15 protein-coding genes and 1 riboswitch are annotated in these 17035 nt (G+C 48.6%); of the genes, 2 read left to right on the forward strand and 13 right to left on the reverse strand.

The window, feature by feature from the left end; all coding sequences use genetic code 11:
- Positions 1 to 190: 190 nt before the first annotated feature.
- From PBN151_RS21780 to PBN151_RS21820, 10 genes are all read right to left on the reverse strand, one after another.
- Complete coding sequence (locus tag PBN151_RS21780; RefSeq protein WP_072730674.1) at positions 191 to 1333, reverse strand: glycerate kinase; 1143 nt, start codon at positions 1331 to 1333, stop codon at positions 191 to 193.
- A 135-nt stretch (positions 1334 to 1468) separates the two neighbouring features.
- Positions 1469 to 2737 (reverse strand): GntP family permease, encoded by a 1269-nt coding sequence (locus PBN151_RS21785; RefSeq protein WP_021252625.1) that lies wholly within the window; start codon positions 2735 to 2737, stop codon positions 1469 to 1471.
- A 229-nt stretch (positions 2738 to 2966) separates the two neighbouring features.
- Complete coding sequence (locus PBN151_RS21790; RefSeq protein ID WP_072730675.1) at positions 2967 to 4124, reverse strand: sugar diacid recognition domain-containing protein; 1158 nt, start codon at positions 4122 to 4124, stop codon at positions 2967 to 2969.
- A 149-nt stretch (positions 4125 to 4273) separates the two neighbouring features.
- On the reverse strand, positions 4274 to 5056 hold the full coding sequence (locus PBN151_RS21795) for an SDR family oxidoreductase (RefSeq protein ID WP_072730676.1): 783 nt from the start codon (positions 5054 to 5056) through the stop codon (positions 4274 to 4276).
- Positions 5057 to 5294: 238 nt separating this feature from the next.
- Positions 5295 to 6140, reverse strand: coding sequence for a MetQ/NlpA family ABC transporter substrate-binding protein (locus PBN151_RS21800; RefSeq protein WP_021252622.1), 846 nt, complete (start codon positions 6138 to 6140; stop codon positions 5295 to 5297).
- A 215-nt stretch (positions 6141 to 6355) separates the two neighbouring features.
- Positions 6356 to 7021 carry a methionine ABC transporter permease gene (locus PBN151_RS21805; protein WP_021252621.1) on the reverse strand — a complete coding sequence of 222 codons (666 nt, stop codon included), beginning with the start codon at positions 7019 to 7021 and terminating at the stop codon, positions 6356 to 6358.
- Complete coding sequence (locus tag PBN151_RS21810) at positions 7021 to 8046, reverse strand: methionine ABC transporter ATP-binding protein (protein ID WP_072730677.1); 1026 nt, start codon at positions 8044 to 8046, stop codon at positions 7021 to 7023. The genes PBN151_RS21805 and PBN151_RS21810 overlap by 1 nt, the downstream gene beginning before the upstream one ends.
- 27 nt (positions 8047 to 8073) lie before the next feature.
- Entirely contained in the window at positions 8074 to 8208 is a 135-nt protein-coding gene (locus PBN151_RS32335) for a hypothetical protein (protein WP_265332121.1), read from the reverse strand.
- 86 nt (positions 8209 to 8294) lie between these two features.
- Positions 8295 to 8437, reverse strand: a riboswitch (SAM riboswitch).
- 78 nt (positions 8438 to 8515) lie between these two features.
- Positions 8516 to 9211, reverse strand: coding sequence for a Cthe_2314 family HEPN domain-containing protein (locus PBN151_RS21815; protein WP_021258553.1), 696 nt, complete (start codon positions 9209 to 9211; stop codon positions 8516 to 8518).
- Between the two features lie 5 nt (positions 9212 to 9216).
- Positions 9217 to 11010 carry a UbiD family decarboxylase gene (locus PBN151_RS21820; protein WP_072730678.1) on the reverse strand — a complete coding sequence of 598 codons (1794 nt, stop codon included), beginning with the start codon at positions 11008 to 11010 and terminating at the stop codon, positions 9217 to 9219.
- 306 nt (positions 11011 to 11316) lie between these two features.
- On the opposite strand from PBN151_RS21820, the gene PBN151_RS32340 reads away from it, so the two are divergent.
- Positions 11317 to 11451: a hypothetical protein gene (locus PBN151_RS32340; RefSeq protein ID WP_265332122.1), complete on the forward strand. Its 135-nt coding sequence runs from the start codon at positions 11317 to 11319 to the stop codon at positions 11449 to 11451.
- Positions 11452 to 11627: 176 nt separating this feature from the next.
- Here the strand turns inward: PBN151_RS32340 and PBN151_RS21825 are convergent, their stop codons facing one another.
- Both PBN151_RS21825 and PBN151_RS21830 read right to left on the reverse strand, forming a co-directional pair.
- A complete protein-coding gene (locus tag PBN151_RS21825) occupies positions 11628 to 12554 on the reverse strand; it encodes a COX15/CtaA family protein (RefSeq protein ID WP_139295398.1) in 927 nt (308 codons plus the stop codon).
- A gap of 296 nt (positions 12555 to 12850) precedes the next feature.
- Positions 12851 to 13189: a thioredoxin family protein gene (locus PBN151_RS21830; RefSeq protein ID WP_065290644.1), complete on the reverse strand. Its 339-nt coding sequence runs from the start codon at positions 13187 to 13189 to the stop codon at positions 12851 to 12853.
- 166 nt (positions 13190 to 13355) lie between these two features.
- Between PBN151_RS21830 and PBN151_RS21835 the strand changes: the two genes are divergently transcribed.
- On the forward strand, positions 13356 to 14687 hold the full coding sequence (locus PBN151_RS21835; RefSeq protein ID WP_227774941.1) for a DUF2515 family protein: 1332 nt from the start codon (positions 13356 to 13358) through the stop codon (positions 14685 to 14687).
- Positions 14688 to 14751: 64 nt separating this feature from the next.
- On the opposite strand, the gene PBN151_RS21840 is transcribed toward PBN151_RS21835, so the two are convergent.
- Complete coding sequence (locus tag PBN151_RS21840; RefSeq protein ID WP_072730680.1) at positions 14752 to 16992, reverse strand: helix-turn-helix transcriptional regulator; 2241 nt, start codon at positions 16990 to 16992, stop codon at positions 14752 to 14754.
- Positions 16993 to 17035 lie beyond the last annotated feature (43 nt).

The following is a 17035-nucleotide window of genomic DNA, read 5'->3' on the forward strand; positions in this document are numbered from 1 at the left end:
AATTGGACTTCATAAGAAGGAAGGCTGTCACCAGCAGTTGAATCTGCCGGGGACAGCCTTTTTTCAATCCCGAATCATTTCATTGCGTTAACTTATCACTGCTAAATAATAGGTACAGCGACATTGCTGGATAGCTGCTACTGCTGCGGCTGCTTCGCTTAACTGCAGCTTGTTCCCCATCATTCTTCCGTTATTTCAACTGAATTCCAAGCTTCAAGGCCATGCCGATATTATAAGCAGTTCGCTCCATATTGTCAGCAGCTTGTCCTAAGGCCTCCTCCAATGTCGTAACTCCCGGAACAATCGTGAACACCATATCGATACCGTGCTCATGAACCACTTCATGTCCAGCTGCAAGCGTACCTGCAATACCGATAACTGGTACTCCATGCAGCTTCGCCGTCTTCGCTACGCCGATTGGCGTCTTGCCGTAAATGGTCTGCCCGTCAATCTTGCCTTCACCAGTAATGACCACATCAGCATCAACTGCATGATCTGCTAAGCCGGTTGCGTCGATGACAATATCTACTCCTCGCTTCAATTCAGCTTGCAGAAAAGCCACCACGCCTGCCCCAAGCCCTCCGGCCGCCCCAGCGCCTGGCATATGGGCGACATCACAACCGACGTCCTCCCGTAGCTTCGCCGCATAGAGCGCCAAGTTCACATCCAGCTGTTTCACCATCTCCGGCGTAGCCCCCTTCTGAGGGCCAAATACTGCTGATGCTCCCCGCTCTCCGATAAGCGGGTTGTCAACATCGCAGGCCGCTACGAATTTCACCTTCGCAAGCCGAGGGTCAACACCGCTCAAATCGATATGTGCAATGCGGCCGACCTCTTCGCCTCCATCACCAATTTCCGTTCCATCCTCAGCTAACAGCCGAATACCAAGCGCTTGAGCCATCCCAGCGCCGCCATCATTCGTAGCGCTGCCTCCAAGCCCCAGGATAATCGTCTCTACCCCCTCATTCAATGCGGATAGGATTAGCTCTCCCATCCCCCGCGTCGTCGTAACGAGTGGATTCCGCTGTGCCGGTGGAACAAGCGCCAGTCCCGATGCCGCAGCCATCTCAATAACTGCGGATTTGCCATCACCCAAGACGCCATAGAACCCTTCCACAGGTGTTCCAAGCGGCCCTGTTACTGTCGTCCGTACAATTCGGCCGCTTGTCGCATCTACAAGCGACTGCACGGTCCCTTCTCCGCCATCTGCCATCGGTACATATACGAGTTCCGCCTCCGGGAATACCCGCCCCAAGCCGCGGCCAATCGCCTGACATGCTTCCCACGCAGACAAACTTTCTTTAAAAGAGTCTGGAGCAATTACGAATTTCATACTGATCCACTCCTATCCATGCAATCTGACTTTCTCTCTTTCTCGCCGAGTTGTGCATTAGCTGTTTCAAAGTTATACCTGACTTGCGAAATTTACGGCCTTGTCCCAGCACATTGTATTGTCCTTGTCCTTGGCTTACAAGAACCAGCCGAAGACACCGAATACGAGCGTAGATACGATAGCGAGCACGAGACCGATTAGCGTTTCATAGGGGATAAGACGAAGACGTTCCTTCATCGCCATATTCACGCTGCCGCCAGTGGCATGGAAGAAGCTGCCGTGCGGCATATGGTCGAACACCGTAGCACCCGCATGTATCATTGCCGCTGCCCCTAAGGATGCGACGCCAAGCTCCATAATGGTCGAACCGAATACCGAGCTTGCTACCGCAGTACCTGCAGTTGTGGACGCTGTCGCCAGAGACATCAAGGCACCACTGATTGGTGCAAGTAAATAGGCTGGCAAGCCTGAAGCCGTCAGGCCATCGATAATAACATCCTTCAACTGTGAGTTCGAAATAATTCCAGCAAGTGTCCCCGTCCCGATAAGCATGACGGCAACACCCGTCATTTTGCCAAGTCCAGAGGTTGCATATCGGTTAATCTGTGTAATGCGTCCCATACAGAGTGCCCCTACTAAACCACCAACAGGGAGAGCGATAATGGGGTCAATGGCGATGCCTGCAATCGGGCGCAAGGCCAGCAATGCAATTGCTGTTATTGGCGCCATCATTGCAGCAAGAAAGCTAGGAAGCTGCTCCTTGCTATCCTCCACCTGCTCTACACCTGCTACCTTCGTTCCTTTATGAGACAACTTTTTCGCAATCCAATACGTTACGAACAAACCAATCAAAGCTGGGATAATTCCTGCTGCCATTATCGAAGTCAACGGGATATGGAAAGCATCCGCCGCAGAAATCGCGTTCGGGTTCGGCGACATAATGTTGCCTGCCTTGCCTCCCCCAATCATAGCGAGCAATATCGCCATACGGGACAAGTCTGCACGCTGCGCAATTGCAAGTGCGATTGGAGCCACCGTAATGACCGCCACGTCGATAAATACACCAACAGCTGTCAACACCATCGTTGCAAAAGCTAGTGCGAACAATGCGCGAGTCTCGCCTACCTTGCGTACTAATGTCTCTGCAATCGTCTTCGCTCCGCCTGATTCAATCAATACGCCTGCAAGAACACCTGCTGCTAATATTCGCAGCACTGCTGGAATCATCGTCTTGGCTCCATCCATCATTAGCGTTACGGAGTCAATTAAACCAATTCCTCCGACTACGCCGCCTACCAGCGCGCCAATCATCATACCGTACGCCGGTGGGACTTTTCGTAAAATAAGCACGATAGCAACCACTAAAGCCGCCAGTGCACCAAGTACAGATACCGTTACTGTCATAGTCCCCATCCTCCTTGAAGATGCAGTGTGTCGTTGTTGTACCTTTACTTTACCTCCAATATGAAAGCGCTTCATCATGCATAAACATGAAATGAAGCGCTTTAAAAAGTGTATTTTTTGTTCAATTGCACAATACAAGATCCATCAACCTTTGTCTTGCTGCTATCAGGCCGGTATGTGAAATAAGATACATGCAATAGACATGCTCAGCCTTTCCGTTGTTAACTGGCTAAGACTCATTACTGCGCAGCATCGCGTGAATCCACCACGCCGACATTAACGTAAACAAATCGCGAAAGCTCTTGGGATCCTTGCCTGTCACATCCGCAATCCGCTGAAGACGATAACGGAGCGTGTTGCGATGGATGGCCAGCCGCTGTGCAATCCGCTGCTGCTCGCCGCTCTCCTCATAATACACCTGCAGAGTCTGCCTCAATTCCCCGCTCCGATCCTCTTGGATGAATCGCTGCCACATCTGCTCCATTTCATCCGTAACCCAGCTGCGGCCCACATTCGCCAGCACCGTCTCATTTGGCATATCCTCACTATAATAGACCGTATGCTCAGGAAGGATTGCTTGACCCGCGCGCATCGTATCTTGAGCAGAGCGATAGGATGCGATGAGCCCATCGATTCCTGAATAAGCCTTGCCCACCGCGATACGAAGAGGTGCGATCTGCTTCTCTTCCAGCAACTTCCGAATTTGCCGTATTCCCTCGCATATATCCATATTCGGCTTCCGTGGGTGCAAATGCGGCTTGAATAGGACGATTTGCCGCGTATTCCGTATCGCGATAAGATCAATTGTCGGCCGCCCTTCCAACAGTTCTACAACTCTGCGCAGTGTAGGCACTGAATCCGCATCCTGTTCATCCGTAAGCTCCAGAATACAAGCAACACGAGGCTTGTCCGGCTTCAGGCCTATTTGTTCCGCCTGCAGGCGAAGCATGGCTTGATCTCCCGGTTCCGCATGAATGACCGATAAGAGGAAATCCTCCTTCATCCGCTTATCCCAGCGCGCCTTTTCCAACAAATCCGCCTGCTCCAAATACATCTCAGCTGTCATCTTGACAAGTTCCCCATACTTCGTCACTTCAGCAGGATCTCCCGTAATCCCGATAACACCGACAACTTCTCCGCGAAATTGAATAACAAGATTCGTCCCCGGCATAACTCCATGAAGATTGCGTGCACTCTCTTTATCGATCTCGAACCTTCCCTTGCGCTCAATGGCAATGAGTGCCCCTTCATGCTTTTGATTAATGCGGGACAGGTCGCCCGAGCCAATGATCCGCCCACGCTCATCCATCACATTTACATTGTACCCAATGACCTGCATCGTCCGTGAGACGATTGCTTGCGCCAATTGCTTGGTCAGCCAACTCATATCTTCATACCACCTATCACGCGAAATCAGAAAGAGGTTAGGACATCCCGCATCCCGTCCATCCTTCTTCTCCAAAATATGAAAACGCCCTCGTTCCAACAGGGCACAGCAACCGCTGTGTCTGTCAGCCGACGGGCGTACATGCAGCATTAGGATTTCGAGCTAATCGTTGTACGAATAGGATCGAGTCCGCCTGAGACATTAATAATATTACCAGTTATAAAGTCAGAAGCATCCTCACATAGGAAGCGGATGACTCGTGTCACATCTTCACCACTACCGGGACGGCCGCGCGGCGTTTCATCATCGGTTAGATGAAGTACATCCTCGATTTTTCGCTCCTTGTTGTCACCACGAATATCGCCAGGGCAAATCATATTCACCGTAATGCCATTCTGTGCTTCCTCTACCGCCAGTGTCTTCGTGAAAGACACTAGTCCCACCTTGGCTGCGGCATACACCGCCCGATGCGGCCAAGAACGCGCCTCAGACGCATGGCCGAAGCCATAATGGATAATGCGCCCCCATCCCTTCTTCCGCATCGATCCGAGCAGCAAATGATCGAGCAGTATGACACCACTTAGATTCCCATTCAATAAATACATAATGTCCTCTTCCGAGTAATCCGCGAACAATCTCCGCTCTCTGATGAACGGCCCAGCATTGTTCACCACAATATCAGCCATACCGATGCGTTCATTCATTTTAGTAACGAGCCGCTTCACTTCCTCCGGCTTGGAAATATCCGCGCGAATGGCAATACACCGTATTCCCGTCTTCTCGAGCTGGAGCCGCAGTGCTTCAGCCTCTGCCTCGCTATGTACATAATTTAAGACAATATCATGCCCGGCTTCGGCCAATGTCATAGCTGTCATCTTCCCGAGGCCTTTGGCGCTCCCCGTAATAAGAGCAATTTTACGCTGCTGTTCCACGTCGTAATCCTCCTTTTGAGCGCTTCAAAGAACTTCCACGTTCAGTATAAGATATTTGCCTTGGCAGAACAACTTTGCATTGGACAATGATGTAGACAGACTGTCCCGCTCCGCAATGCAATGTACTTGTATCCCTTCCACCTAGATTACAGAAAAAAAAGCCCTAGCAGCAAGCTCCACCTTTCTTATCGAAAGACAGCTTGCCTCTAGGGCTTCTCTCATTGAAAGTATTCTACAATTAGAATGCAGGTACGATCGAACCTTGGTATTTATCTTCAATAAATTTCTTCACATCGTCAGACTGCAAAGCTGCAAGCAATTTCTTCACAGCATCACTATCCTTGTTATCCTCGCGAGCCGTCAAGATGTTCGCATACGGAGAATCCTTATCTTCAATGAACAACGCATCCTTCGTAGGATTCAAGTTCGCTTGCAGTGCATAGTTCGTATTGATAAGCGAGAAGTCAACTTCATCCAGCGTACGAGGCAGCATTGCAGCTTCCAGCTCTTTGAACTTCAAGTTCTTCGGATTCTCAGCAATGTCGTTAACCGTTGCTTCCAGACCTACGCCATCCTTCAACTTAATAATGCCCTGCTTCTCCAGCAAGAGCAGCGCACGTCCGCCATTTGTTGCATCGTTCGGAATCGATACCGTTGCGCCATCTGCAATTTCACTAACCGACTTAATCTTCTTGGAGTAACCTCCGAAAGGCTCAACGTGAATATTGCCTACAGTTACAAGGTTGTATCCCTTCGTCTTCACTTCATTGTCCAAGTACGGCTTATGTTGGAAGAAGTTCGCATCAAGCTGCTTCTCGTGTACTTGTACGTTCGGCTGAACATAATCCGTGAACTCCTTAACTTCCAACTCAATCCCTTGCTCAGCCAGCTTCGGCTTGATATGATTCAGTATTTCTGCATGAGGCACCGGTGTTGCACCTACGACAAGCTTCACTTTTTCTGTGCCAGACTTGCCTGCCTCACCAGATGCGTTCGTGTTATCGCCTGCTGTATTTTTGTTGCCGCAAGCAGCGAGTACCGCTACGAGTGTAATAAGCGTTAATACAAAAGTCCACTTTTTCATGTCATTCACTACTCCTTCCAAGATCCCCATTTTAATTGATGAATATTTGTAAGTTGAAGCTCCTAAGAGCGTGCTTCCTATGCCTATTAGGTTTTGATTCAAATGATCATTTCATCCAACTCGTAACTGCCGATAATTCCAATTGAATTACTGGGATTATATCATATTTTGTGCTGCCGTCAACCATGAAATGACCGACTCAGCACAATATTTTTTTATTTTCTTGTATAGCGGCGAACAAATGCATCGCCAATCCATTGCAGCACCTGTACGAGTATAACCATAATAACGATCGCCACGATCATCATTTCAATCTCATAGCGATGGTATCCGTAGCGAATCGCTAGGTCACCGAGACCGCCGCCGCCAATGAGACCTGACATCGCTGTATACGATACGAGCGTAACCGCCGTTATCGTCGTCCCTGCAATCAAGCCTGGCATCGCTTCGGGCAGCAGAACCTTATATACAATCTGCCAAGTGGATGCTCCCATTGCCTGTGCTGCCTCAATAACGCCCCGATCAACCTCACGCAATGACGTCTCCACGAGACGAGCGAAGAATGGTGCAGCCGCGATAACGAGCGGCGGGATTGTTCCTTCTACACCGATAGATGTGCCTACTACAATTCGTGTAATCGGTATGATCGCAATCATTAGAATAACGAACGGTACTGAACGCAGCACGTTCACAATGAATGACAAGATACTATATACGATCTTCCCAGCTCTGCTACCCGTACGCCCAGTTAAATACAAGAGCACGCCTAGCGGCAAGCCAACAAGGAAGGTGAATAGTACAGAGAACAGCATCATCTGCAATGTTTCTCCAGTAGCCGAAGACACATCGCTCCAATTGACAGTAGAGAAATCGAAATTCATCACGCAATCACCTCCACTTCAAGACCCTGCGCCCGGAGAGAAGATAATGATTGCTCTACAGCACTTGTGTCGCCATCTAGACGAACGACCAATTGGCCGTAAGGAGTATCCTTCATCCGAGAGATCGTTCCCTGCAGTATTGCGAAGCTGACGCCCGCTTCCGTAAGGACACGATGCAGCACCGGCTCATACGTGACATCACCCAAATAGTTGATCTTCACAACACGGGAATGCTCAGCAGCCTGGCTCTTGAATGCCGCCCAAGGCTGAATATCCGCATCGCTGCGCTCTTCAAGAATGAATTCGCGCGTTACCGGATGCTGAGGCTTCAAGAACACGTCTACAACCTTGCCTGCCTCAGCAATCTTCCCGCCATGAATAACGGCAACTTTGTCGCATATCGCTTGGATGACGTGCATCTCATGGGTGATTAGCACGATCGTAATTCCGAACTTGCGGTTAATATCGAGCAGCAGCTCCAAGATCGCATTCGTCGTCTGCGGATCTAGCGCCGAGGTTGCTTCATCACAGAGCAGCACCTTCGGATCATTCGCAAGCGCACGCGCAATCCCTACGCGCTGCTTTTGTCCACCGGACAATTGAGCCGGGTATTTATGCTTGTGTTCTTCCAAACCAACAAGCCTAATCAACTCATTTACTTTCTTCTCTACTTTATCCTTGGATGTTCCCGCCAGGCGCATCGGAAATGCAATATTGTCATATACCGTTGCTGAACTGAGCAGGTTAAAATGCTGAAAAATCATCCCGATTTTGCGCCGCTGCTGCTGCAGCGCCGACTTCGACAGCTTCGTTAAGTTAACGCCGTCTACCTCAACTATGCCTGCCGTAGGCCGCTCAAGCAGGTTAATGCTGCGCAGCAGCGTACTCTTCCCTGCACCTGAATGGCCGATAATGCCATAAATCTCGCCAGATTCAACCGACAGACTCACATCATCCAGTGCCAGCAGCCCTTGCACCTTGCCGTTAGCACCATATTGCTTACTTATATGTTCCAACCGAATCAACGGAATCGTCACCTTCCTTCATGCTAGCTACATTCTAGAATAGATAGGCGCTACAGCCTTATCTTCATCTATTCGTATGCTGTATCCTCTCAATAACTGTCGCCAAATATACCACATTGCCTTGGCTGCCTTCACTTCTCCATTTTGGGGCCGCTCGTTCATGCAAAAAGCCCCCTCTTGGCAGATGCCAAAAGGGGGCGAACGTTCGGTATTCTGTGAAGAAACCAGATGAAAAATCGACTCTCCCTTTCTTATCTGCCAGAACATTACGTTCTGAAGGAATTAGCACCATTGACATCTTGCAATCACATAACTTATTGTTATGCATCCGGGTTGCAAGATCGGTTGCCGGGCTTCGCAGGGCCTGTCCCTCCGCCACTCTTGATAAGAAAACAGTTATGAAATTTAAATTGAGTATAATGCAGCGGGTGAAAGTTGTCAATTAACTTTTATTCCCTTTTCAATTCCATTACTTGACGGGAAGCAGTCGAAACACATGGATTAATGCACCACACACCATCTCCAGACCATGCTGCAAATCTGCCACATTGGCCTGAATATCCTCAAGCTTAATTTTGTCATTCAAGCTGCGATGCCGCTGCCATAAATCATCCTGCATTTCTGGGTTCATATGATGAATCTCCATATTGCGTCGCTTGCGCAGCCGCTGAAGCGCATCTTCATGCTGCTCCTTCAATGCCAGCAGGGCATGTTCCAATTCAGGATGCTGTCCCTTGAAGCGCAATTGGCGAAGCACCGTAAAGTAAGAGAAATGATGCTTCACCCTTTCGGTCTCCAAGGACAGCACTGTATTCAGCAGCGTTCCAAGCTTGTCCAAAATCGAGAACACGCGAATAAATCCATTTTTATAAAAATAGACGTACCGGTAATAATCATCCTGCTCCGATTCAGACATCTCGGCCTCATAATGCTTCGACACACGATCGGCGAACTTGTCAGACGCATATACGCTTTGTTCCAGTTCATCCAAGGAGGTCTTCAGTCCGACTGTCCATACTTCTATCTTGCGCCAGAAGTGATCGGGATCGCCTGTTCCCTCCATGCGACTGCGTATTGCTTCCAAATAATTGTCCATCCCCGCCATTGCATCCTTCAACGTTCCGCTGTCAACACGGGGCGGCTCCCCGAACAAGCTGCGCAGCATGGAACTCACCCCCGCTTAAATCCGTTTGGGAAATAGTCTTTCCAACGGCGGTCGACCAATTCCACAATATCCTCACGCGGGAATAACTCATCTGGGTAGCCTGGCTTCATGCGGGCATCGATAACAATTGGCAATTTATACGAGAGATGGTGATTACGGACTTCCATTGCCGCGTATATATCTGATGCGGGGTTAAATCGCGTAAATACCGTCCACAAGAACGACAACTGCGTATTGGCAACCTGAGCGTCGTCAACGAGGAAGACGAGCGGCCACTTCGTCTCTTGTGCAGCAAGACGATGTAGCAATCGTTCCGCCAGCTGTGGTTCTGCTTCATACGAAGCACCTGACATTGTCAAGCAGCCACGGCAAAATACAGCCACATCGTTAATCTCATCGATCGGGCCTTCTTCGTACACGCCAGGCAATTCACGGACTACATCGCCTACACCGAGCAATATCCCCTTGCTGCCATGGTTCAGCTTATGCCCCGTATAGTCAAGTGTGTCATGGGACGTATTATTAATCACATACAGATCCGTCTCTGGCTTGAAGCGCTCTAGCACCGCTTCCGTAAGCTCTGCAAAGTTCTCTAAGTCAACCGGCTGATCCGTCAACATCAAGAACTTCGTCAAGCTAAGCTGCCCTTCGCCAAGAATACGGAAGCCAGACAGAAGTGCCTCACGAGAATAGCTCTCACGTACAACAGCTGCGGCAAGCGAGTGAACGCCTGTTTCTGGATATGGATGTACCTTGCGTACCGCCGGCATCACCATCGGGAACGCTGGCGACAACAATCTAACCAGGTACTCGCCCAAATAGTAGTCTTCCTGACGCGGCTTGCCCACGATTGTAGCTGGGTAGATTGCATTCTTGCGGTGGTACATGTGCTTCACATTCAGGAACGGGAACTCATGCGCCCATGAGTAATAGCCGTAGTGGTCGCCAAATGGCCCTTCCATGCGGCGCTCATGTGGTGGAACGTACCCTTGGATAACGAATTCTGCTTCTGCTGGGATGCGATGTCCTTCGAATCCGCTATCTACCACTGGAAGACGCTCACCCATGACGAATGAGGCCATCAACAGCTCCGGGAGCTTCTCCGGCAGTGGAGCGATCGCAGCCGCAATCAGCGCTGGCGGCCCGCCCACGATAACGGATACCGGAAGCGCTTCATTGCGCAGCTCAGCCTCATGATGATGGAGGCCGCCTCCCTTTTGAATTTGCCAATGCACGCCTGTCGTGCTGTCATCGTAAATTTGAATTCGGTACATACCGAGATTGTGATCAGCGCTCTTCAGCTCCGGATGTTCGGTATAGACCAATGGAAGTGTAATAAATGGACCTCCGTCCAGCTGCCAGCTCGTCAATGCCGGCAAGCCCTGCATTGGCTTGTCTGTACGCTTCACCTGCATAATTGGAGCTTGGGAAGAAGATACATCCTTCATGCCAACCTTCATCAGGCTAAGGAGCTCTTTCACCGTCGAACGCTCTTGCCACAGCTTCTTCGGCGATGGAGGCATTAGACGGTTTACGGCCTCTACGCACTTATTCGCGAGCTGTTCAGGACGCGTTCCGAACGCCATATCTACCCGACGCATCGTACCGAACAGGTTCGTCGTCACTGCAAAGGGGCTGCCCTTCACATTGGTGAATAGAAGCGCAGGACCTCCCTCTTCAATGACGCGCCGATGAATTTCTGCAATTTCCAAATACGGATCAACTTCCGCTTCAATAACGACGAGGTCATTCTCACGCTTCAGCGTGTCGACAAAGTCGCGTATATTCGTAAATGACAACTACGAGCCCTCCTTGAAAAAAATAAGCATATCTGTGTTGCTGTACTTGAACAGTTACATGGATGCCGCAGGATGTCTGCAATAATTTGCGTTCACAAGCGGGCTTTGATGACAAACGAAAACTTCCTCTTCTGTAGTATAGCTGTTTTTTTGATGAACCTAAAGCCTGACCGAGCAGACAACTTACGACATTATTACGACATTGTAAGATAGCCGTAAGCCGATTACATGGTACGAGCAGAATGTCTACAGGTATAATGAGATCATCCAAGGGGACACATCATAAATAGTTGGAGGTAGAATGATATGAAAAACAACAATCAAGTTATCGTACGCAAGCCGTGGAATGTTCGCTGGTTGGCAGCAGCAAAGGCTGCCGCATCTATCGTATTGCTCGGTGCGCACTCGAATGAAACACAGCAAGTAAAGGAAGGCGCCTAATCCAATGAATGTTTCTCAGAGAAAAAGAAGCAGCTCGCTTGCCTCTCGTTGACAATCTCCATTGTCCAACAGTAAGCGATCTGCTTCTTTATTTATAACCACTGTGTCCATTCTATAACTCAAACTCAATCTTCTTCGGTTCTTCTTACCACCATCACAGCCAAGAAAAACGATCCTTATTTTTGCCGCAGCTGCCAGACACGGATGCTCATATAACAGAGTACACTGAACAGTCCACAAATCAATACCGTATGTAATAAGCTTGCAAATAGGAATAAGTCAGGATTCGTGATCGTACTCGAAACGACCGCGCCGCTTGCAATCTGTGCTGCACATAGGATAAGCGCCCAAATGCCGCACAACTGAATCTCGCGATTGTCCTTATGTTTGTGGTAAGCAAAATGTGACATAATCGCGATTACAACAAATAATAGTGCTGCTGCAACACGATGCATGAAGGCAATTCCTGTCCCACCCGACAGCTCCGGAATCAACTCCCCGTTGCACAGCGGCCAGCCCATGCATGCCCCTGAAGAGTCCGTGTGCCTAACAAATGCCCCTACGTATATTACGATATACGTATATAGAAGTGTGAACCATACCCCATACCGAAATTCTGCACGAACGGAGTTTACAACAGATGTAGAATCGATGCCGCGTTCGTAGCGCCTTGCCACTACACTCATCATGAAGGAAGAAGCGAACGCCAGCAGCGAGAATCCGAAGTGAAGCGCCATAACAGGCGGAGACTGGGTAAAGACTACCGCAAGCGCTCCCATAATTGCTTGTATAATGGTAAATAATAAGGTGAGAGAAGAGTAATATAGAGCCTCACGATGATGCTTCGCATAGCGAAGAACGTAGATGAACAAGGCCAGAACAAGCAATCCTACAACACCCGTCACAGATCGGTGAGAATATTCGATCATGGATTCGATCGTATATGCCGGAACAAACTTGCCATTGCATAGCGGCCAATCCGTGCCGCAGCCACTTCCGGAGCCTGTCTTCGTTACAAGCGCCCCGTTTAACACCACGATAAACATACCGATGCAAACCGCGTAAGATAACCGCCTCAATATCCGGTAGATGTTCGCGTTCACTAGTTTCACCTGACCCGTTGTTCAATTTTTTGCCATTACAAATTATGAAAACAGTTCCAATCGTCCTCCATTATACAAGATTTCCTAGCTGAGTGTACGGCTAAATTGTGACAAATATTACATCTTTCTTTTCTTAATCGATGCACCAAACCCCCTTACCTCATGTACAAGATTAACTTCAGATAATATCGGCTTGCTTCGGCTGTACATCGTTCTGCACTCCCTTTCAAGGCAATAAAAAAACCGCCCCACCAGCGGGACGGTTCTCATATGTGCATCGAGTGACTATTCACTTATTATACAGCTGCAGATACTGCAATAGCCCGATCAACGAACTGCTCGATTTCAGGACGAGTCTTGCGCAGCTTGTTGACGAAACGAATGGTTTCCTTGCCACCCTTGAAGGCTACGAAGCTTGGAATACCAAGAATGTGGTATTGCTGTGCAACATCAAGGAGCTTCTCCGAATCGATTTCAACGAACGTCACCTTACCTGCATAATTCGTCTCCAATTCAGGCATGAAAGGATCGATGAAGTGGCAATCTGGGCACCAGGATGTCTTAAATACCGCAACAACTGGCTCCTCTTGTGCAATGATCTCATTGAACCGCTCAACTGTTTCTATTCTTTCCATACACGCTTCACTCCCTACTAAGTTCACAGAATCTAACATGGAACTTCTCTTATCCAACATCCAGCAGATGTATTCTGATACTTCTGCTTTCTTGAACTTATAACATTTGGAGAATGGAAAAGTCAAACCCCACACATGAACGTCTACGGCTGTTTTTGGGCATACTATGAAGAAAATCAATGAAATCGGTCACGTATCGTCGTCTCGAAATGGAGGGGAACAATCGATGCTGTCCAATCTGTCCAAGCGCATGCGCCACGCGATACAGCTGATGCGCCACTCGTTCGATACGGCATATAGTGTCGTCCGTTCAACTTGGAATGAACTTTATCAACAACTCTTACAATGGCGGGAACGCCCGTCGTTTGATTGGAATCGCGCCGCAGCGAAACGTGCGGAAGAGCAGGCCAGTCGACTGCTGAACGAGAAAGTACGTCAGCAAGGTACAGTCAGCAGCTTTCGAGAGCGAGGAGATACGGAATTCTCAGCAGAGGAATGGCGGATCATCCGGCAAATTCAAAGCTCTGTTCGTACAGCCAATCGCAACAACATTACACGCACTGCTGCCTATGCGCGAATCTATCAGTCTTATCCAGAGCTGCATTGGGCCCTGCTCGCGCATATGGTCTCACGAAATGGCGGCTGGAGTATGACTGATTTGCAGGGAGAATGGCTGCCCCGCATTATGAGTGCGAATCATAGATTATGGACCTACCGAGTGCTGGAACGATCAAATGCACTCATATTCCATGATGCCTATCCGCAGCTGCTGCTGTATGCAGCCAGCCGCCGAGCCGGCAAAAGCCTGTTCCATCTGCTTCCTGCTTTTGGCGTATCTGCCTTCATGACCCCATTCTGGGACGGCTTCTGGGTACAGCAGACAAGTTCGCTGCTCACGACAGCACTTATTATTAACGAACAGAACGTCATTGAAGGCAGAGTCATGCGCAATCCCACCTACCGGGCGCATGTGCTTAATGAATGGGATTTCCAATTGCATGGTTGGCTGCAGATGAATCAAGTCATTTTCCCGCTCGGTGTTCCATCTCCCCGAGAGGAAGAAGCGATTCCGCTCGTTGGGCTTAATTTAGAGAACTTTACTGACTTAGATGAACGCATAGCATTCGGAGAGAAGCTGTATGCGCTGTTGTTCCATACACCCCATATTTATAATCATGCTGTTCGTTTCATGCGCGCGGCCCCTCATACGGGATCGAGAGCAGACTATTGGCCGCACCGCTTTGTGAAGCAGGCGATCCCGCCCGATCGAACCGAACTATCTGTTTCATACCGCGCCTATAGTCCGGCCTTGACTGATGTCTGGAAGGACGAGCCGGCACGGCAAATTGAAGAAGGCGATTGGTTCATAGATGAACGAATGTATCGGCATCTCCAACCGATTTCAGCTCCGTTGCAGGCTGACATGACCAGCTCTCATGATCGGTTGTGGCGGGAGACTGCCTCGCTCGCTGGGTTCATTCATCCGAGCAAGGGATAACGAAGCAGATTTTATAGGATTGCAGTCAAAGAAGGACACTTACTGGAGAAGTGTCCTTCTTCATTCAGCCTGCCGATTCCATGTATTCATCCGGCTTAATGCCTTCATATCGTGTAAACGCACGTTTGAACGAATATACGTTTTCGTAACCCACTCGGCGTGCAATGTCATCAATTCCGCATTTCTTTTCTCGCAGCAATTCCTTAGCCATTTCAATACGAAGCCGGCATAAATAATCGTAGAAATTGATTCCGGTGACTTCCTTAAATAGTTTAGACGCCTTGGAGACCGACATCTGGAAGATTTCAGCAAGCTGTTTTAAGGATACGTCGGCACTCGTATAATTTTGGTTTACGTACTGCAGCAACTGACTTCCAGCTTCAATCGTCGATGACGTATTGGAGTACCGATTTCGCTCGCATAGTAACGTTCCCACTTCAAACACATAGCCCCACATTTCCTCCGTATTTTTGCCCTTTGCTCTATTGGCAAATTGTTTCGCGTAAATGCCCGTATCGAGATTGAGCTCATGCAGCACTCTTAGCAGCGTTTCCATCAATAATGAAACGAGCTTGATCGTACTTGCTTCAGACAGGTTTCGTTTCCCGTTTTCCGCGCTGATTTCATAAAGAATCTGCATCGAGGTATCTAAATTCCCTATCTTCAAGTTATTAATCAACTGAACCTCCCAATCTGTCGGATAATAATAGTCAACGATGCTTGGAATGGTCTCCTCCGGCGCGACCCGTAGATGTTCCCGTGAGAACAACGTATACTGCAAACTTTCATTAGCCGTATAGTACGACTTACTAATGCCAACGAGCCCCTTCTCCATCGTTCCATACAGGACAAAAGGCTGGAAACCACATGTATGTTCAATTTCTTCCGTAACTCCTGCAGCAATTTGTTCCATCATGCCATCTTCTCCGAATCGGTTTGTGGAGGATAGGATCAACGCTTTGTCCGCATTCGTCACTTCGAATAGCTCATAGTCCAGCCGATGACGGCTCATCACTTTTTCGATGATCACCATCGTCATCATCTCGATTTTCCTGATCTTATCCAGATCGGAAAAATCACGGATGGCATGAAAGCTGATCAACATCGTGCAATAATGCATTTCCTCGGTATAGCCGATACCGAATTTTTTCAATCCGTTCATATGCTGATCATCGGCGAAATACCCCTTGAGAAGCTGCAGGAACAAATTCGACTTCGCCGCTTTTTCGTAGTCCTGCATGGATTGCTGAAGCACCTGATTTTCACTCAACAGCCGGTCGAACGATTCCTCAATGTAATTGTATTCAGAGCCAGATACGGGACTATTATTGCCCTCCTCATAACGAATCCCTGCGGAGAGCTTGTGAAGCAAGGTTCCTAGAGGTCGGTAACTGACCTTGGCCAACAGAAAAGCCGACAACATGCCGAATGCAATGGAGATCATGATAGCCAGCAGTGAACTGAACAAGTTATTGATACCGATGACACTGTTATCGAAGTAAGAGATTTTATATTGCAGACTGCTCTCTTGGGAAGGCACAACAAGCTCATAGGTCTGCTGATTTTCCTGAACCCCGTTATCCGGATTCCGGCTCTGCTTGAAAATAGGCGTCCCATGTGTCGTAATTAAGATGTCTTTGGATTCCACACTCCCGAAACGACGCATGTATTCCGAGAAGTAATCGCTGTCAATAAATAGAGCCAGTACGGCCCGCGGGTGATTGACCACCTCCAGACTTTGAAGGACAGGAATAACCCTCTTACTGCTGCCCCACAAATTGACCGTTGCTGGTGCCATTACTTTGAAATACTGTTGCTCCCGAAGAGCGCTTTGCAGCATCATTTGCCGTGTATCTCCATCAAATATAGCAATATTAGAGAAGAAGTGGTCTTCCGAAAATGTCCCCCATGTCGATAACATCTGTTGTTTATCTGGAAAAATGACTGTGCCGAAAGATAGCACATTTGTAGAGTTAATTGAATTTTCGAAATTCCTTCGGATTTCGAGCATCTTCAACAAATCAAATTCATCATCATAAACATCCGTATTCTGCATCATCTTCCGAAGCCATGATTCAATGCTAATCATCTTCGCTATATTTTTGAGCTCGCTTAATTTATTGTCGACAACCGCCGCAATCCGATTTGCATCCGATACATGCTTCTCATGCAGCTTCTGACGCTCCTCCATGATGTTCCGCTGTACATTTAAGGTGCTGAACACGATGATGGGGATGATCAAAATTGCAGTATAGGACAGAAAGATCTTTCGAAACGTGCCGCTCCCAAAGCTCCAATGTCGCATAGTCCGCACCTCCTTCGGTTTGAAGACCACTTCGCATGATGAA

The organism is Paenibacillus sp. NAIST15-1 (assembly GCF_001894745.1).
GTDB lineage: Bacteria > Bacillota > Bacilli > Paenibacillales > Paenibacillaceae > Paenibacillus_B > Paenibacillus_B suaedae.